General features: G+C 69.5%; 19 protein-coding genes. 14 read left to right on the top strand and 5 right to left on the bottom strand.

What is annotated here, in order from left to right:
* The first annotated feature begins 26 nt into the window (after positions 1-26).
* The 7 genes from BM362_RS40095 (at position 27) to BM362_RS47930 (ending at position 7,243) form a co-directional block, all read left to right on the top strand.
* Positions 27-2,105 (top strand): hypothetical protein, encoded by a 2,079-nt coding sequence (locus BM362_RS40095; protein ID WP_093576697.1) that lies wholly within the window; start codon positions 27-29, stop codon positions 2,103-2,105.
* A 3-nt stretch (positions 2,106-2,108) separates the two neighbouring features.
* Positions 2,109-2,708 (top strand): hypothetical protein, encoded by a 600-nt coding sequence (locus BM362_RS40090; RefSeq protein WP_067586013.1) that lies wholly within the window; start codon positions 2,109-2,111, stop codon positions 2,706-2,708.
* 2 nt (positions 2,709-2,710) lie between these two features.
* Positions 2,711-3,709, top strand: a complete 999-nt coding sequence (locus BM362_RS40085) for a C40 family peptidase (RefSeq protein ID WP_093576696.1) — start codon at positions 2,711-2,713, stop codon at positions 3,707-3,709.
* 121 nt (positions 3,710-3,830) lie between these two features.
* Entirely contained in the window at positions 3,831-5,888 is a 2,058-nt protein-coding gene (locus BM362_RS49655) for a hypothetical protein (RefSeq protein WP_244287437.1), read from the top strand.
* Between the two features lie 24 nt (positions 5,889-5,912).
* The gene (locus tag BM362_RS40075; protein ID WP_067586015.1) at positions 5,913-6,110 is read left to right on the top strand and encodes a hypothetical protein; all 198 of its coding nucleotides are present in this window, start codon (positions 5,913-5,915) and stop codon (positions 6,108-6,110) included.
* Between the two features lie 87 nt (positions 6,111-6,197).
* A complete protein-coding gene (locus BM362_RS40070; protein ID WP_093576695.1) occupies positions 6,198-7,031 on the top strand; it encodes a hypothetical protein in 834 nt (277 codons plus the stop codon).
* Positions 7,032-7,102: 71 nt separating this feature from the next.
* Complete coding sequence (locus BM362_RS47930) at positions 7,103-7,243, top strand: hypothetical protein (protein WP_157905005.1); 141 nt, start codon at positions 7,103-7,105, stop codon at positions 7,241-7,243.
* A gap of 857 nt (positions 7,244-8,100) precedes the next feature.
* Here BM362_RS47930 and BM362_RS40065 read toward each other — a convergent pair.
* A complete protein-coding gene (locus BM362_RS40065) occupies positions 8,101-9,060 on the bottom strand; it encodes an ATP-binding protein (protein WP_093576694.1) in 960 nt (319 codons plus the stop codon).
* 113 nt (positions 9,061-9,173) lie between these two features.
* Here BM362_RS40065 and BM362_RS40060 point away from each other — a divergent pair, with 113 nt between their 5' ends.
* The gene (locus BM362_RS40060) at positions 9,174-10,592 is read left to right on the top strand and encodes an RNB domain-containing ribonuclease (protein ID WP_425285764.1); all 1,419 of its coding nucleotides are present in this window, start codon (positions 9,174-9,176) and stop codon (positions 10,590-10,592) included.
* Positions 10,589-11,353, top strand: a complete 765-nt coding sequence (locus tag BM362_RS40055) for a helical backbone metal receptor (RefSeq protein ID WP_067586026.1) — start codon at positions 10,589-10,591, stop codon at positions 11,351-11,353. Before BM362_RS40060 ends, BM362_RS40055 begins: the two co-directional genes overlap by 4 nt.
* On the opposite strand, the gene BM362_RS40050 is transcribed toward BM362_RS40055, so the two are convergent.
* Together BM362_RS40050 and gabT are read right to left on the bottom strand one after the other, a co-directional pair.
* Positions 11,334-12,761 (bottom strand): aldehyde dehydrogenase family protein, encoded by a 1,428-nt coding sequence (locus BM362_RS40050; protein ID WP_093576693.1) that lies wholly within the window; start codon positions 12,759-12,761, stop codon positions 11,334-11,336. The two genes, BM362_RS40055 and BM362_RS40050, sit on opposite strands and share 20 nt — an antisense overlap.
* Positions 12,758-14,113, bottom strand: coding sequence for a 4-aminobutyrate--2-oxoglutarate transaminase (gabT, locus tag BM362_RS40045; protein WP_093576692.1), 1,356 nt, complete (start codon positions 14,111-14,113; stop codon positions 12,758-12,760). Before gabT ends, BM362_RS40050 begins: the two co-directional genes overlap by 4 nt.
* Positions 14,114-14,267: 154 nt before the next feature.
* On the opposite strand from gabT, the gene BM362_RS40040 reads away from it, so the two are divergent.
* Entirely contained in the window at positions 14,268-15,686 is a 1,419-nt protein-coding gene (locus tag BM362_RS40040; protein ID WP_093576691.1) for a PucR family transcriptional regulator, read from the top strand.
* On the opposite strand, the gene BM362_RS40035 is transcribed toward BM362_RS40040, so the two are convergent.
* Both BM362_RS40035 and BM362_RS40030 read right to left on the bottom strand, forming a co-directional pair.
* Positions 15,676-16,416 carry a cache domain-containing protein gene (locus BM362_RS40035; protein ID WP_067586148.1) on the bottom strand — a complete coding sequence of 247 codons (741 nt, stop codon included), beginning with the start codon at positions 16,414-16,416 and terminating at the stop codon, positions 15,676-15,678. The two genes, BM362_RS40040 and BM362_RS40035, sit on opposite strands and share 11 nt — an antisense overlap.
* Positions 16,417-16,448: 32 nt before the next feature.
* Entirely contained in the window at positions 16,449-17,192 is a 744-nt protein-coding gene (locus BM362_RS40030) for a FadR/GntR family transcriptional regulator (protein WP_037815737.1), read from the bottom strand.
* 113 nt (positions 17,193-17,305) lie between these two features.
* On the opposite strand from BM362_RS40030, the gene BM362_RS40025 reads away from it, so the two are divergent.
* From BM362_RS40025 to BM362_RS40010, 4 genes are all read left to right on the top strand, one after another.
* Positions 17,306-18,721: a gamma-aminobutyraldehyde dehydrogenase gene (locus tag BM362_RS40025; RefSeq protein ID WP_093576690.1), complete on the top strand. Its 1,416-nt coding sequence runs from the start codon at positions 17,306-17,308 to the stop codon at positions 18,719-18,721.
* A gap of 32 nt (positions 18,722-18,753) precedes the next feature.
* The gene (locus BM362_RS40020) at positions 18,754-19,830 is read left to right on the top strand and encodes an ABC transporter ATP-binding protein (protein ID WP_093576689.1); all 1,077 of its coding nucleotides are present in this window, start codon (positions 18,754-18,756) and stop codon (positions 19,828-19,830) included.
* Positions 19,831-19,856: 26 nt separating this feature from the next.
* Positions 19,857-21,065, top strand: a complete 1,209-nt coding sequence (locus BM362_RS40015) for an ABC transporter substrate-binding protein (RefSeq protein WP_067586043.1) — start codon at positions 19,857-19,859, stop codon at positions 21,063-21,065.
* Between the two features lie 126 nt (positions 21,066-21,191).
* On the top strand, positions 21,192-22,073 hold the full coding sequence (locus BM362_RS40010) for an ABC transporter permease (protein WP_067586046.1): 882 nt from the start codon (positions 21,192-21,194) through the stop codon (positions 22,071-22,073).

Genomic DNA, 22,073 nt, shown 5'->3' with positions numbered 1-22,073 from the left:
CCCGCGCCGGCCGTGAGGAGGCCTGCGTGAACACCGTCTTCACGCTGGCGTTCGTCCTCGCGTTCGCGGCCGGCTGGCACGCGCTGCGCAAACGCGTCAAGGAAGGCCCGAAACCGGGCGGTCGCCGTCCCAGCAGGCGTGCGTCGCTGCTGGCGGTGGTGGCGGTGATCGGGCTGCAGACGGTGCTGTTCGCCCCATCGGCCAATGCGGCCGCCTGCGGGGAATCGCCGAACCCGGAGCGGCCGGGGGCGGGCATGGTCGGCGCGCTCGACCCCGCCGAGGGCCACGGCGAGGCGGGCAGTCCGTACATCGATTACAGCTACGCCGGATTCGTCTGGAACACCTATCAGACGAACTGCACGGCGTTGTCGGCCATCGCCTCGCCCAGCTCCACGATCGACACCTGGGCGGGCAACCAGCTTTTCAACGTCGGCAAGAACATCGTCGGTGCCACCAACTCGCTGCACTACACGGTGCTCGAGGGCGGTCTGCTCAACCCGATCTACAACGCGGTGAAGTCGGGCGCGGAGAAGGTCTACAACAACATCTACGCGCAGCTGTTCGGACTGGTCGCGCTGATTCTGTCGATCATGTTGTTCCGCAACATCTGGCGTGGCGACCTGGCCGGGGTCAGCAAGCGGGCGCTGTACGCGCTGGCGGGCGTGTGGCTCGCTGCCTCCTCGCTCGCGATGCTGCGATATTTCGATCCGATCGACAAAGCGATCGTGCAGACCACCACGAACATCCAGGCCGGGTTCGTGGACGAGTCCGAGAACCGGGTCGTGCGGCACATCCTGCCGACCGACCTGCACAACGAAGTGGTCTACAAGAACTGGATGCGCGGGGAGTTCGGATCGCCGGACGCGCCCCAGGCTGCCCAGTACGGCCGCCCGCTGCTCGACGCCCAAGCTTTCACCTGGGAACAGCTGCGCAACGGCGACGACGGCAAGCAGAACGTCGTCGACGCCAAAAAGGCCGCCTTCAAAGACATCTCCACCAAACTCGGCCCCGCCACCGGCTACTTCACCGGCGAGTCGGGCGGCCGCACCGGTGCCGGGTTCCTCGCGCTGGGCCAGAGCCTCGTCTACTCGCTCTTCCAGCTGCTGGCCAAGGCTTCCGTGCTGCTCGCGCAGGTGCTGATCCGCCTGTTCGCGCTCACCGCGCCGCTGATCGGGCTGGTCGCGCTGCTGAACCCGGAGATCCTGCGCCGCGTGCTCAAGGTCGCCGGCGGCATCGCGTTCAACCTGGTCGTGCTGTCGGTGCTGGCCGGTGTGCACGCGCTGCTGCTGCAGGCGATCTTCGCCGCGGGCGACGGGCTCAACCTGCTCACCAAGATGGTCCTCGCCGGGCTCATCACGGTGCTGCTGTTCCTCGTCGGCCGCCCGGTGCGGCGGCTGTGGCAGATGGTCGAGATGTCGGTCAGCATGGTCGGCGGCGCGGTGCCCTCGCCCGGCGGCGGGCTGTTCTCCCGGTTCCGCCGGAAGAACGACCCGACGCCGCAGGACCAGTTCTGGCAGAACGTCCGCGACACCGACGACGTCGTGGACGGCGATCAGCGCGGACCGATCGGCGCGACCGTCGGCGGCGGCCGGTACCGGCCCGAGGCGGCGGTTTTCGCCAGCTCGCAGCGGCTCGACAACGGTTCTCGGGCGGCTCGGCCCGCCGCGGCCTGGTCCGGTGCGCCGTGGCCGGGCGCGGTCGGTCCCGCGCAGTCCGCCGCGGGTGCGTTGCCCGCGGGCGGCGGGGGCGGTGCGCCGGTGTTCGGCCAGTACCACCCGGTCGCCGGTGCGCCCGGCGACTACGTGATGGCCGGCGCGCGGTGGCCGGTCAAGGAAAGCCGCCAGGTCGACACGTCGCCGGTGGCCGACCGGCGGTGGAGCGACGAGCCGGAACCGGTGGTCGTCCCGTCGCGGATGAGCGCGCCGGACCGCGGGTACTCGGCTCCGGCCCCGGACCAGCCGGGGTTCACCGTGCCGACGCAAGGCATCCGGGCCCAGCCGCGCCGGGTGGATCCCGAGGTCGTGGCCGGGAAACCGGTATTCGTGCTGTACCGCCCGTCGCGCGGCATCGAGGTCCGCGACACCGACCAGGCCATGGGGCGGTGACCGATGCCGATCCGCACCAACCGCGGCCGGACCGCGGTCTACCGCCGCCTGTGGGGGTTCCCGCTCCGCTCGCCCCGGCATCTCGTGGGCACGCTGGTGTTCCTCGCCGTGGTGATCACCGCGCTGGGCGTCGGCCTGCCCAAGATCCTGGGCAAACCGGCGTCCGCGCATCCGGGAGCGACTCCGCCGAACTCTTCGGCCGGGCCGCACACCGGCGTCGCGGCCCCGGTGCCGAGCACGGAAACGCTGCCGACCCGGTTGTCGCAACCGCTGGTCACCCCGACGTCGGCGGCACCGAGCCCGGAGGCGCTGAACGTCGCGAAGCAGTGGGCGACGGCCTGGGTGCGCCATCCGGCGGGAATCTCGAACGCCAACTGGCTCAACGGGATGCGCGGGCTCACCACCGACGAGTACCTCCCCGTCATGTCCACTGTGGATCCCGCGAACATCCCGGCGACCAAGGTCACCGGCGATCCGACAGTCACGCAGTCCTACTCCAGTTCGGTCAAGGTCGTGGTCCCCACCGACGGTCCGAAACTCAGCATCACCGTGGTCCTCACCAGCGCGGGGTGGCGAGTGTCGGACTATGACCAGGCGAGCTGACCGTGAAGCTGGCCATTCTCGTCTCGGTGGTGATCGCCGCCGTTTTCGCCACGGTGCTCACCACCAACGTCGTGCAGAAGGCGGTGACCGACCAGCAGCAGGCGGCGGCCGGCGGGATCGCGCTGACCTCGTGCGACGCCGCGATCGGCCCCACCCAGCCCGGGCAGCCGGAGCAGGGCGGGGCGGATGCCGCCGAGCTCGACCAGGAGTCGCGCAACACGGTTTCGCTGATCATTTCGATCGGCAAGCAGCGCAGCCTCGCGCCGCGCGCGTGGCAGGTCGCGATCCAGGCCGGGATGACCGAATCGCGGCTGCACAACGTGAGCTACGGCGACCGCGACTCGCTCGGCATCTTCCAGATGCGCCCGTCGATGAACTGGGGCAGCCCGGCCCAGGTCACCGACCCGAACTACGCGATCAACAAATTCTTCGACGTCCTGCTCGGCGTCCCGGACTGGGAAAACCTGCGCCCCGGCGACGCCGCGCAGCGGGTCGAGCGGTCCGGCTTCCCGGACCGTTACCACCGGTGGGAGGCCATGGCGGCCTCGCTGGTGCAGAACCTGGGCCAGATCGCCGACGTGGCCGGCTGCGGGCAGGGCATGGGAGCCGCGCTGCCGCCGAGCCAGGCCGCGGCGCAGGCGATCAAGTTCGCGCTCGGCGAGCAGGGCAAGCCCTACATCTGGGGCGCGACCGGCCCGGATTCTTATGACTGTTCCGGCCTGATGCTGCGCGCCTACGAGTCGGCGGGCGTGATCCTGCCGCGCGTGTCGAAGGACCAGTACAAGGCAGGCGCGATGCTGCCGGTGCGCGAAGCACAGCCCGGCGACCTGATTTTCCTCGCCACCGACCCGGCCGACCCGACGACCATCCACCACGTCGCGATGTACCTGGGAGACGGCAAGATCGTCGAGGCCCAGCAGACCGGCGTGCCGGTGCACGTGCGCCCGTTCTCGTTCGACGAGCACGAAGTCGTGCCGCAGGCGGTGCGCCCCGGCGTCTAGCATGGGTGCGGGAGGCACCGGCTCTTGACCCGCGGGCGCCCAGTACCGCGGGTCCGGATTCACCCCGAAGTCGCGGCCTGTCCACGAGCACGTGGCCGCGCGCTGGCAGAGGATGGCACACGTGGCACGGAAATTCGGCAAGCGAGGCAAGACCGGCCAGAGCGAGCCCCAGGACCCGGCGGCGCTGTTCGGCGCACCGCAGCCGCCGCGCCAGTCCGCGCACCCCGCGTCCAGCACCCCGCTGGCGGACCTGCTGAACCAGGGAATGCCCGGCGTCGACGGCGGGTACGTCGTCCTGCCGCGCTCCCTGGCCGAGGCCATGTCGCTCCCGTGGCAACAGCAGATGGCGGCTTTGCTGGCCCAGTTCCACGCCGAGCACGCCCGGTTGTCGTGGCCGGTGTACCGGGTGGTCCCGTCCCGCTACGAGCGCCTGGTGGATCTCGACGAGGAGCAGCTCGCGGAGGCGGGTTACCTGGTGGAGATGGACGCCGAGGGGGAGATGGTCTACCGGGAACGGAGCGGCCGCAAGGTCAAGGACCCGGACCGGACGACGGTGCTGGTGTCCTGCCTCGACCCGATCCCGCGGCCGGCTGCGGCCGGCCCGGCGCCTTCGGGGGAGGCGCCGCCGGCGGGGCCGTTGGCCGCGGCGGTGCCGATGAACATCGGACCGGCACCGGTGTGGCGGTCCTCGGCTCCTCCGGAAACCGAGGGCGCGGTACGCCCTTCAGAAGCCGCGGCAGCTCATGGCCAGACCAGCTCGACCCAGGCTCCGCCCGCGGTGCCTTCGCCGCCAGAAGAGCCGATTTCGCCCGCGGCGGCTGACCAGGTTCCGGAGCCGGCTTCGATCTCCGCGGATGAGACCCCCCAGCCCGGCCCGGACCTGGCTGCCGAGGCGTCAGCCACCGCGGACTCGGTCGAGACCGCCCCTCAGCCCGCGGCGGACGAGCCAGCACCGGCCATTCCGGACTCTGCCGCGCCCGATGTCAACGTGACGGCGGCGGTGCCGCCACCCGGGCAGCCCAGCGCTCCCCGGCAAGCCCCCGCTGGCGGTACGGCCCCAGCACCGGTCGATCCGCAGTTGCAGGCGAGGCAGGCGTGGCAGCCGAAGCCGTACGTGCATGAGCCGCGTCAACCCGCACGCCCGGCGGAACCGTTGCCGCAGCAGGGAAATCCGGTGGCTCCGCCGCACGGCCGGCATGAGGCAGCCCCGCCGTCCGGATGGCATGGCCAGAACCCGGCGGTCCAGCAGAGTCAGGTTCCGCAGTCCGGGGCGCAGCAGCATGGCCCGGGTTCGCCCCCCGCGCAGCCCGTACCGGCGACCCGGCCGATGCCTGCGGCGCAGACCTCGCCCGTGCCGCAACCCCCGGTTCAGCCAGCGACGCCACACCCGGTCACTTCGCCGGTGCCCAATGCGGAGCCGGTAAAACCGCCTGCACCTGGTGTGGCGCAACCGGTTCCGCAGCAGCCTGCTCCTTCCGTGCCCAGTGCGGAGTCGGCGAGTCCGTCTGCACCTGCCGCGCCGCAACCGGTTCCGCAGCAGACGCCGGCGGCCCCTGTCGTGCCCGGTGCGGAGTCGGCGAGTCCGTCTGCCCCTGCCGCGCCGCAACCGGTTCCGCAGCAGCCGCCGCCTGCTCCTTCCGTGCCCAGTGCGGAGTCGGCGAGTCCGTCTGCCCCTGTCGCGCCGCAACCGGTTCCGCAGCAGACGCCGGCGGCCCCTGTCGTGCCCGGTGCGGAGTCGGCGAATCCGCCCGCCCCTGCCGCACCGCAACCACCCCCGTCCACGAATTCCCCGGCCCAGCCGCCGCCAGCACCTCCCGCGGCGGGCGCACCGTTCCAGTTGCCGCAGCCCAGCGGTCGCCGTCGGCCGGGCGAGACCGGGCCAGACGGGCGGCCGTTGCCGGTCTTCCCCGGGCAGGAGACCGGTCCGTCCGGGCTGCCGCCGTCGCGGACGTATCGGGATGATCGGCCGGTCTTTCCGGGCAAGGAATCAGCGGTGCCGCCGGTGCCGGATTACGGCGCTCCCTCCCCGGCGGACGACACGGCGACCCCGCCCCGCGGCATTCCGGTCGGGGACCCGCGCGGCTGGTTCGACGAGCACCCCGACCACGAGGACGACGGACCGGCCGACTTCGGGCCCACCGGGCATCCGACGGAGGTTCCGTTCCGCTGGCGCAAGTGAGCGGGCAGGTGTCAGGCTGAACCCATGTCTGACGACCCGAGCCCGGACCAGGGCTGGTACTACAACACCCGCACCCACGAAGTCGAGCACCTGGAACGCAGCCGAGGGGTCGACCTCCTCGGCCCGTACCCGGACGAGGCCACGGCCCGCCGCGCGCTCGACATCGCCCGCGAACGCACCCGGCAAGCCGACGCCGCCGACCGTTCCTGGGACGGCGACTGACGAACCGGGCCGGTCTGGCGAGGGGCGGAGCCGCGGCTTGCTGCGGGGCTGCCCCCACAGCTGCAGCAGGCAGCCCGGATCCGCGGCGTGGAAGCGGATCCGGTAGTCGCCGTGCCCGGCGGGCAGCGGCGGCAGTTCCCGTTCCCGTCCGGCCAGCTCCCGCACGACGACGTTTCCGGAGTGAAAGTGGCAGCTCAGCTCAGCGATCCGGGGATAGGACCGGTCGGGGCCCGGGTCCGCGGGGCAGAGCAGCAGGGTCAAGGCAAGCTCGCCGTCGTGGATCGGGGGCCAGAACAGCGCCGCGCCGGGGACCGCGTCGATCAGGTCCGCGGACTCGGCCGACGGCGGTACCGGCAGGATGTCGCCGAGCGGACGGCCTCGGTCGAGGAGCATGAACTGGCCTGCCCGGACGTGCAGGACAAAATCGAGGCGTTCGATCTGCGCGGTGGCGAGCCGGTAGGGGGCGAAGCCCTCGGGGACGCCGTCCGGGAAGCCGTTCTCGGCAAGGAATTCGGCGAGTTCGGCGTCGGTCACCTGGCGGGCGCGATCGGCGAGGCCGGGCACGTCTCCCGGCTCTGGTCGCTCGTATGTGCTGACGACCGCGATCTGGCCGGGGCCTTCGGGCAAGGGGCCTTGCCATTGGGTTACCGAGACGGTCCCGCAGGTTCGGCAGGCGACCCGCCTGAAGCAGACGGTTCCGCCGGAGGCGTCGGTCCGGGTTTCGGTCGCTTCCAGGGCGAAGTCGGGGAAGTCGTGGGGGCTGCCGCAGGCGTGCAGGATGCGTTCCATCGCGACGTCTTCCCGGGTCGGGACGGGTCTCATCGGTCACCTCGGGGCTGTGTCGGCAGTGCGCGGCCGCGCTCGGGGGTGAGCGTCGCGGCCAGCACCGGGTCGGCGAGCAACACGACCGGCGCGACGTGATCAGCGCTTCGCGGCCGCCAGCGCTCCATTGCCGCCAGCACGGCCCGCCACAAGGCGTCCGGGTCGCCCGCATGGTCGTCCAGGACCTTCCTGACCAGCCGATCGAACGCTGGGTCGCCGAAGTTCGGCCGCGGGCTTGGCCCTCGCCGATGGCGAGCTGGATCTCCGGCCGTTCGCGGATCATCGCCGTCCGCAGTACCGAGCGGCGGTAGTTCGTCGCCGAGCTGGCGTGCTCGGCGAGCAACCACGGCAGGAATTCCTCGGTGAACAGCGGATCGGCGAGAAAGCCTTCGGGCGCATCCGGCAGCAGGCCGCTGAGCGACTGGCTGGCTTGATACTCCCGGCCGAGAAGCGGGTAGAGCTGGGCGAGCAGAATCGCGGCCGAATTCCCCGGCCTCATCGAGAACCGCCGCGACGGCGTCGACTTCGCCGGCGAGCGCGTCGAGCCTGGCCTGCTCGCCCTTGGCGTCCCACGAGTCGCGAGTTTCGCCTCCCGGCCGACACCTCCGGTGAAATTCGGCGTACCGGCTTTCCCTCAGCTCGGCGAACGACACGAACCGGGTGGGCGGCTCAGCTCTCCAGGAGAACAAGCTGTAAGCCGCCCACTCGCCGGACTCGTCGACGTCGCCAGGATCGAGGAACAGAATCCCGGCGTCGGCCTCGCGCGAGATCAGCAGTCCTCGGCTGAATTTGCTGGTCTCGGCCGGTTCCTCGTCTCCGGAGAGGTCTTCTCACTGCTCCCAGTGCGGTTCGAGGTCCCGCAGCCAGCCGCGAGTGGCGGTGTCCCGCATGCGCCAGACGAACGATCCGGCGTCGCGCCAGCCGTCTGTCGTCAGCAGGAAATCCCGGTAGGACGGCGGCAGCGGCAGGCCCAGCCGCCGCGACCGCCGCCGCGCTCGCCGGGGCGAAGCCGAGCCATCGAGCGCGCAGCACCTGTGGGTCGAGGTCGGCGGGCTTTGAGCTTTGGACCCGCTCCGCGCTCCACCGAGACAGCCATGGTCCCCAGTCCATGGCCGCCATTACGTCGGCGCGTCTCCGCCTCAGGCGGCCAATTCGGCGAGGTTTCCGGTTATCCCGCCACCAAGGCCGGATCCAGTACGAATTCCGGATCCACCTGCTCCTCCAGATCCGCCCCCGTGCGCCCGTTGCCCCACGCCCGCGCGTTCCGCAGGTGGAACTCCACGCCCTGCCGCTGGTACCGCGCCCAGTCTCGTGGCGTCGTGTCCACCAGGTCCCGCATCGCGGCCAGCGTCGCCAGGTTGCGCGGTTCCAGTTCGCCGATCGGCCGGGCCGTGCCGCGTTCGGCGGCTCGGACGTGGCCGGACGTCGTCATCCAGCCCAGCAGTGCCGAACCCAGCTGCTCGGTCAGAAAGTCGACGTCGTCGCCGTCGGTGACCTTGTTTCCGACCGCTACCAGGTGAACTCCGAAATCCCGGGCGTGATCCGCGTACTGACGGTAAACGCCGACGCTGCGCAGGGTCGGTTCGCACACCAGGAACGTCACGTCGAAGCGCGTGAACAGGCCCGAGGCGAACGCGTCGGCACCGGCGGTCATGTCCATCACGACGTACTCGTCCGTGCCGTCGACCAGGTGGTTCAGCAGCAGTTCCGCCGCGCCGACCTTCGAGTGGTAGCAGGCCACGCCGAGGTCATCCTCGTCGAACTGGCCGGTGACGCCCAGCCGGACGTCGCCGAGCGGGCGGAAGCAGGTGTCGAAGATCGGGTTGTCCTCAAACGGCCGCACGAGCCGCGAGCCGCGGCCGGGCGGGGTCGTTTTGATCATCGCGTCGGCTGACGGGATCCGCGGGTTGTCGCCGCGTAGGTATTCCTTGATCAGCGGCATGTTGTCGCCGAGGGTCGGCCACGCGAGCGCCTGTTCCTCGGTCGCGCCTAGGGCCACCGCCAGGTGCTGGTTGATGTCGGCGTCGATCGCCAGCACCGGTTTGCCCGCAGCGGCCACATAAGAGACGAACAGCGACGAGAGCGTGGTTTTCCCGCTGCCGCCCTTGCCGACGAACGCGATCTTCACCGATCCGGCCCCTTCTGAAAATGAAGACGATTATCAATGTCAGGCAGGCTACACCCGACCGGCCCGCGCCCGAACGGGCGATCACCGGCGGTTCGGCGGGATAGTGTTGGACCGTGCCGCCACTCGTGCTGAGGACGCCAGCGTCGGGAGGGGACTTCGGTCGTCTCCGGGCGGAGTTCGCGCTGCCGGAGTCGTTCGGGTCCGCGGTGCTTGCGGAGGCCGAAACGGCGGTGCTCGATCCGCTCGCGTCGGCGGGCGGTCGCGAGGACGCCACCGACCTGCCGTTCGTCACGATCGATCCGCCCGGGTCCAAGGATCTCGACCAGGCGATGGTGATCGAGCGCAGCGGCAGCAGGTTCCGGGTGCAGTATGCGATCGCGGACCTGGCGGCGTTCGTCCCGCCGGGCGGGGCGCTTGACCACGAGGCGCGGCGGCGGGGGCAGACGCTGTATCTCCCGGACGGCAACGTCCCGCTGCATCCGCCGGTGCTGTCCGAAGGCGCGGCCAGCCTGCTGCCCGGGGAAATCCGGCCCGCGGTGTTGTGGACGATCGACGTCGACGAGGCCGGAGAAATCGTCGCCACCCGGGTCCGGCGGGCGCTGGTGCGCTCGACTGAGCAGCTTGACTACGAAGGGGTCCAGTCGTCGCTGGACGCGGGACGGCCGCATCCCTCGGTGGCGGCGCTGCCGGAGCTCGGCCAGTTGCGGCGCGGCCTCGCGGTGCAGCGCGGCGCGGTCGAGTTGCAGTTGCCCGAGCAGGAAATCAGCGGCGACATCGACGGCGGCTGGATTCTCGCCCGCCGCCCGCGGACGGTCGTCGACGCGTGGAATGCCGAAATCTCGTTGCTGACCGGGATGGCCGCGGCGCGGATCATGATCGACGCCGGAATCGGGGTGCTGCGGACGCTGCCGTCGCCGGAGCCGGACGCGGTGGAATGGCTGCGCCGGTCCGCGGCGGCGACCGGGCTGGCCTGGCCGGTCGAGCTGACGGTGTCCGAGTTTCTGTCTACTTTGGACCCCGGGCAGCCCGCGTCGATGGCGTTGTACGCGGATACCACGCGACTGTTGCGGGGTGCGGGTTACACGGCCTTCGCCGGGGAATTGCCCGCGGTCACTACGCACGCCGGGATCGGCGGGGCGTACGCGCACGTCACGGCACCGATTCGGCGGCTGGTCGACCGATTCGGCACCGAGGTGTGCCTGGCGGTGACGGCTGGCCGCGAAGTGCCGGATTGGGTGCGTGAGGCGTTGTCCGAGGTGCCGGCACAGATGTCCGCTTCGGACAGTCTGGCCGCGCGGGTCGAGCGCGCGTGCATAGATCAGGTCGAGGCGTGGGTACTCGCAGAGCATGTCGGTCATGAGTTCACCGCGGTGGTGCTGCGCGCGGACGAGGCGCGGGCGGAGATCCTGGTCGAGAACCCGCCGGTGATGGCGAAGTGCTCCGGCGAGAAGTTCCCGGAGGGCGAGCGGATCGCGGTGCGGCTGACCGAAGTGGACGTCGAGCAGCGGAAGGTGTCGTTCGAACGAGTATGAGGAACGCGGAACTGGTCGATGATCTCGGCGAGCCGGTGCCGATCGAGGGCTCGCCGCGGCGGGTGGTGTCGCTGGTGCCGTCGCTGACCGAAGCGGTCGAGGTGAGCGCGCCCGGGCGGCTGGTCGGGGCGACGGATTACTGTACGCATCCGGCCGATCTGGACGTGGAACGGGTCGGCGGGTCGAAATATCCGAAGCTCGACCGGGTGCTGGCGCTCGAACCGGACCTGGTGCTGGCGAACTCCGAGGAGAACCGGCCCGACGACGTGGAAACCCTGCGTGCCAACGGGATTCCGGTGTTCGTGATGGCCGCGGCGGAGTCCGTGCCCGCCGCGCTCGGGTCGTTGCGGCGGATTTTCGGCCAGGTGTACGGCATCGACGAACCGGAATGGCTCGACACCGCGGACGAACTGTGGCGCGAAGTGGCACCGGTGCGCCACCGCGCGGTGATTCCGGTGTGGCGCAAGCCGTGGATCGTCCTGGGCCGCGACACCTTCGCCGGAGACGTGCTGCGCCGCGTCGGGGTCGAGAATGTCTACTCAGGACACTCCGAGCGGTATCCCCGGCCTTCGCTGGAAGAACTCCAGAAGACCGGGGCTGACCTGGTCGTACTGCCCGACGAGCCGTACGAATTCACCCAGGACGACGGCCCCGGCTTCTTCCCGGAGATGCGCCCGGTACTGCTCTCCGGGCGCTACCTCACGTGGTACGGACCGTCTCTCGTCGACGCCTACGCGGCGCTCAGAGAGTCAGTCCGGTAAGGACAGTCACGCGCTCCTCGGTGAAGTCCGCCATCGCCGCGGCCGGGCCTTCCCGGCCGACACCGGAGTCCTTCACGCCGCCGTAAGGCATCTGGTCGGCGCGAAAGCTCGGTGCGTCGCCGACGAGCACGCCGCCCACCTTGAGCCGTGCCGAAACGTCGAACGCGGTCGGCAGGTCGCGGGTGAAGACGCCGGTCTGCAAACCGAAGCGGGACGCGTTGATCCGCTCGACCCCGTCGTCCACAGAGGACACGCGGACCAGTGAGACCACGGGGCCGAACACCTCGTCCGCCATCACCGAAACGTCCTCGGGAACTTCGGAGAGCACGGTCGGCTCCACCGTCGCACCCGAACGGCCGCCGCCGGCCAGCAGCTTGGCACCGGCGACAACCGCGTCGGTGACCCAGGTTTCGACCCGCGACGCGGCCGCCTCGTTGACCAGCGGACCCACGTCGACGCCGTCCTCGCGCGGGTTTCCGGTGCGCAGCGCGGCGACCTGCTCCAGCACCTTCTGCTGCAGCTCGTCGTAGACGTCGGTGTGCGCGTACACTCGCTGCACCGAAATGCACGACTGTCCGGCCTGGTACATGGCGAACGTCGCGATCCGCTGCGCGGCGAAGTCCAGGTCGGTCCAATCCGGACAGACAAGCACCGCGCCGTTGCCGCCGAGTTCCAGCGCGACATGCTTGCGCGGCACGGTGTCGCGGATCGTCCAGCCGACCGGCACCGAGCCGGTGAACGACACGACCGGCAGCCGCGGGTCCTTGACCAGTTCGGCGGTGGCCTCGTTGCCCAGCGGCAGGATCGACCAGCTGCCCGCCGGAAGATCGGTCTCGGCGAGGATTTCGCCGAGCAGCAGCGCGGTCAGCGGCGTCGCCGGGGCGGGCTTGAGCACGATCGGCGCGCCGACCGCGATCGCCGGGGCGACCTTGTGCGCCACCAGGTTCAGCGGGAAGTTGAACGGCGTGATGCCCAGCACCGGACCGCGCGGCACGCGCCGGACGAGCGCGAGCCGTCCGGTGCCGCCCGGGTCGGTGTCGAGGCGCTGCAGTTCGCCGGAGAACCGGCGGGCCTCCTCGGACGCCCAGCGGAACGTCGACACCGCGCGGCCGATCTCGCCGCGCGACCACTTCAGCGGCTTGCCCGATTCGGCGGTGATCAGCTGCGCGATCTCCTCCGCCCGCTCGGAAAGCCGCCGCGAGATGTGGTCGAGCGCGCCCGCCCGGACGTGCGCGGGCAGCGTCGCGAACTCGTCGGCGACGTCGGCGGCGGCCTGGACCGCAGCCTCCACTTCGGACGGTCCGGGCACGTAGTGCGAACCGGCTTCGGAACCGTCGAACGAATGCCGGACGACGGTCGTTTCGCTGCTGGTTACCGGCTTTCCGGCCACCCAGAACGGAAAAGTCACTTGCGGGCCTCCGTGGCGATCGCGTACTCGAGAACGGCGAGGCCTTCGTCGAGCAACTCGTTGGACAGGGACAGCGGGGGAAGCAGCCGGACGACGTTGCCGTACGTGCCGCAGGTCAGCACCACGACGCCCTGTGCGTGACAGGCCGCGGCGATGCGCTTGGTGAGATCGGCGTCGGGCTCGTTCGTGCCCGGCTTGACGAACTCGGCCGCCAGCATCGCGCCGCGCCCGCGGATGTCGCCGATCACGCCGGTTTCCGAGGCCAGCGCCCGAAGTCGCGGCAGCACCAGTTCCTCGATGCGCTTCGCGGAACCGGTCAGGCCGTCACCCCGCATGGTCTCGATCGCGCCCAGTGCCGCGGCGCACGCGATCGGGTTGCCGCCGTAGGTGCCGCCGAGCCCGCCCGGGCCGACCGCGTCGAGCAGGCCCGCGCGACCGGTCACCGCGGCGAGCGGCAGACCGCCCGCGATGCCCTTGGCCGTGCACACCAGGTCAGGGATGACGTCCTCGTGCTGCGAGGCGAACCAGGTTCCGGTGCGGCAGAAGCCGGTCTGCACCTCGTCGGCGACGAACACGACGCCATTCGCCTGGCACCACGTGGAAATCGCGGGCAGGAAGCCGGGTGCGGGCTCGATGAACCCGCCCTCGCCCTGGATCGGTTCGAGCACGACGGCCGCGACCTGGTCGCCGCCGATCTGCTTCTCGATCCGGTCGATCGCCTGCCGCGCGGCCTCCGGACCGGCCAGCCCGTCGCGATACGGGTACGAGCCCGGCACGCGGTACACCTCGGGCGCGAACGGGCCGAAACCGTGCTTGTAGGGCACCGATTTCGCAGTCATGCCCATGGTCAGGTTGGTGCGGCCGTGGTAGGCGTGGTCGAACACGACGACAGCCTGGCGGCCGGTCGCGGTGCGGGCGATCTTCACCGCGTTCTCGACCGCTTCCGCGCCGGAGTTGAACAGCACCGACTTCTTCGCGTGGTCGCCCGGCGTCAGTTCGGCCAGTGCCTCGCACACCTCCAGGTAACCCTCGTACGGGGTCACCATGAAACAGGTGTGGGTGAACAGCGCCGCCTGCTCGCGCACCCGGTCGACCACCTCGGGCGCGGAATGCCCGACGCTCGTCACCGCGATCCCGGAACCGAAGTCGATCAGCACGTTGCCGTCGGCGTCGGTGAGCAGGCCGCCGCTGGCGGAGGTGATGTAGGCGGGCAGCGTCGACGCGACCCCGGCGGCGACCGCGTTCGCGCGGCGTTCTTGCAGCGCGCGGGAGACGGGCCCGGGGATCTCGGTCTGCAGCCTGCGCTGCCGGGGTGCCGGAGCCTGCGGCTCGGCGGCGGTGCTGGTGGTCACGGGCGCTCCTGCGTCGCGGGTCGTGAGTGCTGATCCCGGTTGGAACCGGCGTAGGCACTCACGAGCTTTCAGGTGGGTCGCCCTCAGGATGGGGCCTGCGCCGCCCGCCGTCAGCTGGCCATTCTGTCCAACTTGGCAGCTACACTTGGCCGTTATGGCACTCACCCTGCGCGCACTGGCCGCCGAACCCGCGCTCGGCCTGCGCGTGGTCGCGGGCGAGGCCGGGCTGGACCGCCCGATCGGCTGGGTGCACCCCACCGAGCTGACCGACCCGCAGAGCTTCCTCGAAGGAGGGGAACTGCTGCTCACGACCGGTCTGACGCTCTACAGCGCCACGTACGCGGCGTACATCCGGAGGCTGGTCGACGCGGATGTCGCCGGCCTCGGCTTCGGTGTTGGGCTGAGCCACGCGAAGGTGCCGGATGCGTTGGTGGCGGTCGCCGACGAAGTCGGATTGCCGGTGCTGGAGGTGCCGCGGAAGACGCCGTTCATCGCGATCACACGCGCGGTCTCCCGGTCGGTCGCGGCTGACGAGTACGCCGCGACGGTGCGGATCGGCCGGGCTCAACAGGAGCTGACCCGCACCGCGGTCGGGAGCAGCGGTGCCGGGGGAGTGGTGCGTCGGCTCGCGCGGCTTATCGACGGCTGGGTCGTGTTGTACGACTCCGCCGGACGTGTGCGCGAGGCGTCGTCGGCCAAAGCGCGCAGTGTCGAACTGGACGTCACCAGTCTTCGCGCGGGCACGCGTGTGGTGTCTCGTGGCGACGACGAGGTCGTGATCCAGACTCTGCACACGCGGGGCGCGCTGGCGGTCGGTACCGCAGAACCGCTGGACAGCGCCGGACGGCACATCGTCAACACCGCGGTTTCGCTGCTTTCCCTTGCCCTGGAACAGGATCGCGCGCAGCGACGTTCGCTTTCCCAGCTGCATACCGGCGTGCTGGAGCTGCTCGCCGCCGGACACGACAAGCTGGCCCGCGAGGTGGTACCGGATCTTCCGCGGGAACCGTGGACGGTGCTGGCGGTAAAAGGGAGCAAGGCTGCCCGGAACACGCTGTACGAACGGCTGGAAACCCTTGCCGGGCAAGTGTTCCCCGCGCATCGCGGGGACAAGCTGATCGTCCTGGCGGAGAACGGCGAGGTGGGCGCGATTGTCGCGGAAACTGGAGAGTTCCACAGTGGACTGTCAACGGGGGAGTTCCCGGCGGCGTTAAGGCAAGCGGAAGAAGCGGCCGAGGCGGCACGGACCCAGCGCGTGCCGTTGCTGCGCTATGCCGACCACGCCGGGGCCGGATTGCTCGGCCTGGTCGATCATCAAGCCGCGCAAGCTTTTTCCGGCCAGCTGCTCGCTCCGGTAAGGGAATTCGACCGGACCGGCCGCGGCGACCTGGAGCTGTCGCTGCGTTGCTGGCTCGAACACCACGGCCATTGGGACCTCGCCGCGACGAAGCTCGGCGTACACCGGCACACCTTGCGCAACCGGGTCACCAAGGCCGCCGAACTGCTGGGCCGGGACCTCGACGCACCAGGCGTCCGCGCGGAACTGTGGTTCGCTCTCCAGATCAGGTCGTGACCAGCAGCGTGATCGGCGAATCCCCGCACCGCCGCAACGTCATCCCGCCCGGCGCGGTATACGGTTCCGCGCCGGACGCCCACCAGGCAGGCACGTCGATCTCGCGCACCAGCGACCCGGTCGCCTTCCGCACGCTGTTCGACACGATCACCCGCCCCTGCGCGTTGAGCAACGCGGCGGTCCGGCCGAGCGCGCGCAGCCGGCGACTCACCGTGCGCTCGAACTCGCGCACATACACGTCCGCACCAACGACTCCGGCGAATTCCTCACCGCGGGTAACAGGAACGGTGAAGGTCAGCGTGTACTCGTCGGTGCAGAGATAGTCCACGTATGGCCCATTGACATGCCGCCGCCCGCTGTCGCGCGGGACGGTGAACCAGGATTGCCGCGTGTAGTCAAGGAAATTGGGGCTCTCCGGGTCGAGGCTGATGAACAGCTGTTCCGGCGAACCGTCGTCGGTGCGGCAGGAGGTCCACCATTCGAAGCCGAGTTCCTGATCGGCAAGGACATTCGGCGCGGTCACGAAGCCCGCGCCGACCACGAGGCCGCCGAGCGCCTCGACGACCTGCGGCCGGATCGTGTGCAGCGCCTCGGCGGACGGGTCGGCGGACTCGGCGAGCAGCGTCTCGGCGGCGGCCAGAACCGGCTTCAGGCGCGCGAAAATCTCCTCGACGAGGGCGGAAACCTGGGTCACTACCTCTTCGCCGGTCAGCGTGTGGGTGTCGGTCACGATGCTCACCTCGTGATGCGGGTCATCGGAGCTTACGGCGTTTCGAGGGTCAGGTGCAGATCTGCGAGCCGATCAAGCGCGCCGAGGAGGTGCTCTTCGGTCAGGGCGCGCGCCCGATCGCCGTCGGCCGAGGCGATCGCCGAGACGATCGCCTGGTGCTCAGCGTAAGACCCGCGGCAGGTTTCCTTGTCGCCGAGGGGCGCCCAGAGCAATACGCCGTGTTCGCTCTGCAGCTGAACTTCCTGGTTGGTGAGCCGCGGGGACTGCGCGGCGGCGGCGACTTCGAGGTGGAAGTGCCGTTCCGCGCGGGTCGCGTCGGGGCCGCTCGCGCCGAGGAGGTCTTCCGCGGTGAGCCGCAGCCGTTCGAGATCTTCGGGAGTGCTGCGTTCCGCGGCGAGTTTCGCGGCCGAGCCCGCGACGGCGAGGTAGTGGTCGCCGAAGTCGCGAAGTTCAGCCATTGAGACCAATCGCAGGCGTTCGGCCCAGGAACTCTGCGCGGGCCAGTCCGGGGTGCGCACGAAACTGCCGCCGCCGCGCCCGCGCCGCGTTTCGACGAGACCCTGCTGCCGCAGCACCGCGAGCGCCTCGCGCACGGTGACCGTGGAGACGCGGAACTGCGCGGCGAGTTCGGCCTCGCTCGGCAACTGCTCTGCGTCGTCGAGGAGACCGAGCGTGATGGCGTCGAACAGCCTCGCCGCGACTGCTTCCGCGCGCCCCACCTGTTCCAGCGGGGCGAACATCGCCAGTCGTGCGCTGTTCGACATCTCCTTGCGCATCGTTGGTCCACCCGTCTCGGCATCCGTTGGAGCCAATCCTGCCCCAGGGCCTTGTCATTTGAAATATGGAGTTATATGTTTCATCCTGCCACGGAGAGTCAGGAGGCGCACGCGTGCAGGAGTTGAAGCACTACGTCGGCGGGACCTATGTCGACTCGCTGTCCGGAAAGGTCGCGGAGATCGTCGACCCGGTTACTGGACGTGCGTACTGCACCGCGCCGGTGGCCGGCGCCGAGGACGTGGACCGCGCACTGAAGGTCGCCGCGGAAGCGTTCGAAAGCTGGCGCGAGACCACCCCGGCGCAGCGGCAGCTCGCACTGCTGAAGATCGCTGACGCGCTTGAGGCGCGCGGCGAGGAGATCATCCGCGTCGAAGCGCGGGACACCGGCAAGCCGTTCGCGCTGACCATGGAGGAGGAGTTGCCCGCGGTCATCGACCAGGTGCGCTTCTTCGCCGGTGCCGCGCGCGTGCTCGAAGGCCGCTCGGCCGGCGAGTACATGGAAGGCCACACGTCGTTCGTCCGCCGCGAGCCGGTCGGCGTCTGCGCGCAGGTGACGCCGTGGAACTACCCGCTGATGATGGCGATCTGGAAGATCGCGCCGGCGCTCGCCGCGGGCAACACCATCGTGCTCAAGCCGTCCGACACCACACCCGCCTCCACACTGCTGCTCGCCGAGATCTGCGGCGAGCACCTGCCCGCGGGCGTGTTCAACGTGATCTCCGGCGACCGCGACACCGGACGGGCGTTGGTAGAGCACGACATCCCGGCGATGGTGTCGATCACCGGCTCGGTGCGAGCGGGCATCGAGGTCGCCGGTTCGGCGGCGCACGACGTCAAGCGCGTGCATCTCGAACTGGGCGGCAAGGCCCCGGTGATCGTGTTCCCGGACGCCGATCTGGAAGCGGCCGCCGAAGCCATCGCCGCGGCTGGCTATTTCAACGCGGGCCAGGACTGCACGGCCGCCACTCGCGTGCTGGTGCACGACGACGTGCACGACACTTTCGTCAACGCGCTCACCCGGCAGGCCGAGGCGAACAAGACCGGCACGGACTCCGACGCCGCGTTCGGGCCGCTCAACAACGCCGCACAGCTGGAAAAGGTCTCCGGCTTCATCGACCGGCTCCCGGAGCACGCGACTGTCCACTGTGGAGGACGGCGGGCCGGCGACGAGGGCTATTTCTACGAGGCCACCGTGGTTTCCGGTCTCCGGCAGGACGACGAGATCATCCAGAACGAGGTCTTCGGCCCGGTCATCACGGTCCAGCGGTTCACTGAGGACGACGAAGCGCTCAAGCACGCCAACGGGGTTCCCTACGGCCTCGCCTCCTCGGTGTGGACCAGGGACCACCAGCGAGCCATGAAGTTCTCGGCGAAACTCGACTTCGGATGCGTGTGGATCAACACGCACATTCCGCTCGTGGCCGAGATGCCGCACGGCGGGTTCAAGCGGTCCGGCTACGGCAAGGACCTCTCGCTGTACGGCCTTGAGGACTACACCCGCGTCAAGCACGTGATGAGTGCGCTGTAGCCGTCGTGACCAGATTCATCGGAAGGCCTGTCATGCCCCATCAAGCCCCCGCCGAGACCCGGCCGCCGGGAAAGCGTCCGCATACCGGACAGCCGGCGATCCGGCTCACCGGACTGGAAAAGCACTTCGACAAGGTGCGCGCCGTGGACGGGGTCGACCTCGACATCCCGCCCGGCGAGTTCTTCTCGATGCTCGGCCCGTCCGGTTCCGGCAAGACCACGGTGCTGCGGATGATCGCCGGGTTCGAACTGCCCACCGCGGGCACGATCGAACTCGAAGGCAAGGACGTGAGCCAGCTGGCTCCGTTCGACCGCGACGTGAACACGGTTTTCCAGGACTACGCGCTCTTTCCGCACATGACGGTGCAGCAGAACGTGGAGTACGGCCTGAAAGTCAAGCGGGTCGGGAAAACCGAACGCCGGGACCGCGCGAAGGAAGCGCTGCGCACGGTGCGGCTGGAGGATTTCGGCGACCGCAAGCCGACGCAGATGTCCGGGGGACAGCGGCAGCGCGTCGCGCTCGCTCGCGCTCTCGTAAATCACCCGAAAGTGTTGCTTTTGGATGAACCTCTTGGCGCACTTGACCTGAAGCTGCGCCAGACCATGCAGGTCGAGCTCAAGCAGATCCAGCGCGAGGTCGGCATTACCTTCGTCTTCGTCACCCACGATCAGGACGAAGCGCTCACCATGAGCGACCGGATCGCCGTGTTCAACGCGGGCCGCATCGAACAGGTCGGTACTCCGGTGGAGGTCTACGAACGCCCGGCTAGTGCCTTCGTGGCAGGGTTTGTCGGCACCTCGAACCTGCTCAGCGGGCGCAGCGCGGAGGCGGTGATCGGCAGGCCGGGCGTGTACAGCATCCGGCCGGAGAAGATCCGCATCGACGGAGACCTTGCGTCGCCGGCCGGTCCCGGAGAGACTTCGGCGACCGGTTCGGTCACGGATGTCGTTTATGCCGGTTCGACGGTGCGCTACGCTGTCGCGCTCGATGCCGGGGGCCAGTTGTCCGTTGTCCGCCAGAACACCAGCGAGCCGACCGAGTTCGCCGACGGTCGCGTCCGCCTGCGCTGGCGCCGCGAACACAGTTTCCGGGTCCCCGAAGCCGGCTAGTTCCTCACGGGAAGGTTTCTCTCGCTATGAAGAACAGGAAGACGCTGCTCGCAGGGCTGTGCGGCGTGAGCCTCCTGCTCGCTGCCTGCGGCACCTCGGGCTCTGACTCCAAAGCGGGGTCGGCGCCAGGCGCACAGGGCTTCACGCCGCCGAAGCTGAACGCGCTGACGCAGCTCGGTCAGCCGGAAGGCCAGCTGAACGTGCTCGCGTGGCCCGGTTACGCGGAAAACGGCTCGAACGACTCGAAGGTCAACTGGGTCACGCCGTTCGAGCAGCAGACCGGATGCAAGGTCAACGTCAAGCCGTTCGGCACCTCCGACGAGGCCGTGACGCTGATGAAGACCGGGCAGTACGACGTGGTTTCCGCCTCCGGCGACGCCTCGCTGCGGCTGGTCGCCTCGGGCGACGTCGAGCCGGTCAACACCGCGCTTGTCCCGAACTACAACGACATTTACCCGTTCCTCAAGAACAAGTCGTGGAACAGCGTCAACAACGTCGCCTACGGCATCCCGCACGGCTGGGGCGCGAACGTGCTGGCCTACCGCACCGACAAGGTGCAGCCGGAGCCGAAGTCGTGGTCGCCGATGTTCGACGAGAAGTCGCAGTTCAAGGGCAAGGTCATCGCCTACGACTCGCCGATCTACATCGCCGACGCCGCGCTGTACCTGATGGCGCACCAGCCGGACCTGGGCATCAAGAACCCGTACGCGCTGGACGACAAGCAGTTCAAGGCGGCCACGGACCTGCTCAAGAAGCAGCGCCCGCTGGTCGAGGAGTACTGGTCGGACTACCTCAAGGAAACGCAGTCGCTCAAGAGCGGCGACGGCGTGATCGGCACGGCCTGGCAGGTGACGGTGAACCTCGCGAAGAGCGAGGGCGCGCCGATCGCGGCCACGGTGCCGAGCGAGGGTGCGACCGGCTGGTCGGACACCTGGATGGTGTCCGCGAAGTCGCAGCACAAGACGTGCGCGTACAAGTGGATGGACTACATCACGAGCCCGAAGGTGAACGCTCAGGTCGCCGAGTACTTCGGTGAGGCCCCGGCGAACTCCAAGGCCTGTGCGGAGTTCAAGGACAAGTCGCTGTGCGACACCTACCACGCCAACGACGCCGCGTACGCCGCCAAGATCCAGTACTGGACCACGCCGATCCCGCAGTGCCTCGACGGCCGCACGGACGTCAAGTGCAAGGACTACGGCGACTGGACCCGGGCCTGGACCGAGATCAAGGGCTGAACTGGCTCTCGCGGATGCCGGTACCCACCGCGCTGGCGTCCGCGAGTCCGCCGGGGGCTGCGGGCCCTCCCCAATGTTCCCGCAGCCCTCGGCTTTTCTCCCCTCCACACCCGAAAGCGCTAAGACATGACCGCCGTGAGCCCGCCGAGCCACCGCATCTCGGCTTTCTTCCACCGCAAACCCAAGCTGCGCCTCGGACTTCTCCTCACCGCGCCGATGCTCTGGCTCGGCCTGGCCTACCTCGGCGCGCTCGCCGCCCTCTTCATCACGGCCTTCTGGTCCACCGACGTCTTCACCGGCAAGGTGGTCACCGACTGGTCCTTCGACAACTTTGTCACTCTTTTCAGTGATTCTGTTTATCGCACGATCACGTTCCGCACCGTCGGCATCGCGCTGCTGGTGACCGTGATCGACGCGGTGATCGCGTTCCCGATGGCGTTCGCCATGGCCAAACTCGCGTCGCCGCGGGCGCAGCGGCTGCTGGTGATCATGGTGATGACGCCGTTGTGGGCGAGCTACCTGGTGAAGGCCTACGCGTGGCGGACCCTGTTGTCCGGCAACGGAGTGCTGAACTGGCTGCTGGACCCGCTCGGCCTGTCCGGCCCGGGATACGGCGTCGCGGCGACCGTGATCACGCTGTCCTACCTCTGGCTGCCGTACATGATCCTGCCGATCTACGCGGGCCTGGAAAAGCTTCCGACGTCCCTGGTGGACGCTTCCGGCGACCTCGGCGCGAAATCGTTCCGCACGTTCCGTTCGGTGATCCTGCCGCTGACCTTCCCGGCGATCGTCGCGGGATCGATCTTCACCTTCTCGCTGTCGCTCGGCGACTACATCGCGGTGAAGATCGTCGGCGGCACCTCGCAGATGCTCGGCAACGTCGTGTACGACAACATCGGCGCGGCCAACAACCTGCCGTTCGCCGCGACCGTCGCGACGGTTCCGGTCGTGATCATGCTCGTCTACCTGGCCGCGGTGCGTCGCACCGGTGCGCTGGACAACCTCTAG

Origin of the sequence: Amycolatopsis rubida, assembly GCF_900115345.1 — a bacterium.
GTDB classification, from domain to species: domain Bacteria; phylum Actinomycetota; class Actinomycetes; order Mycobacteriales; family Pseudonocardiaceae; genus Amycolatopsis; species Amycolatopsis rubida.
Note: the sequence above shows the minus strand (reverse complement) of the source record. Positions and strands in the feature narration are given on the sequence as shown.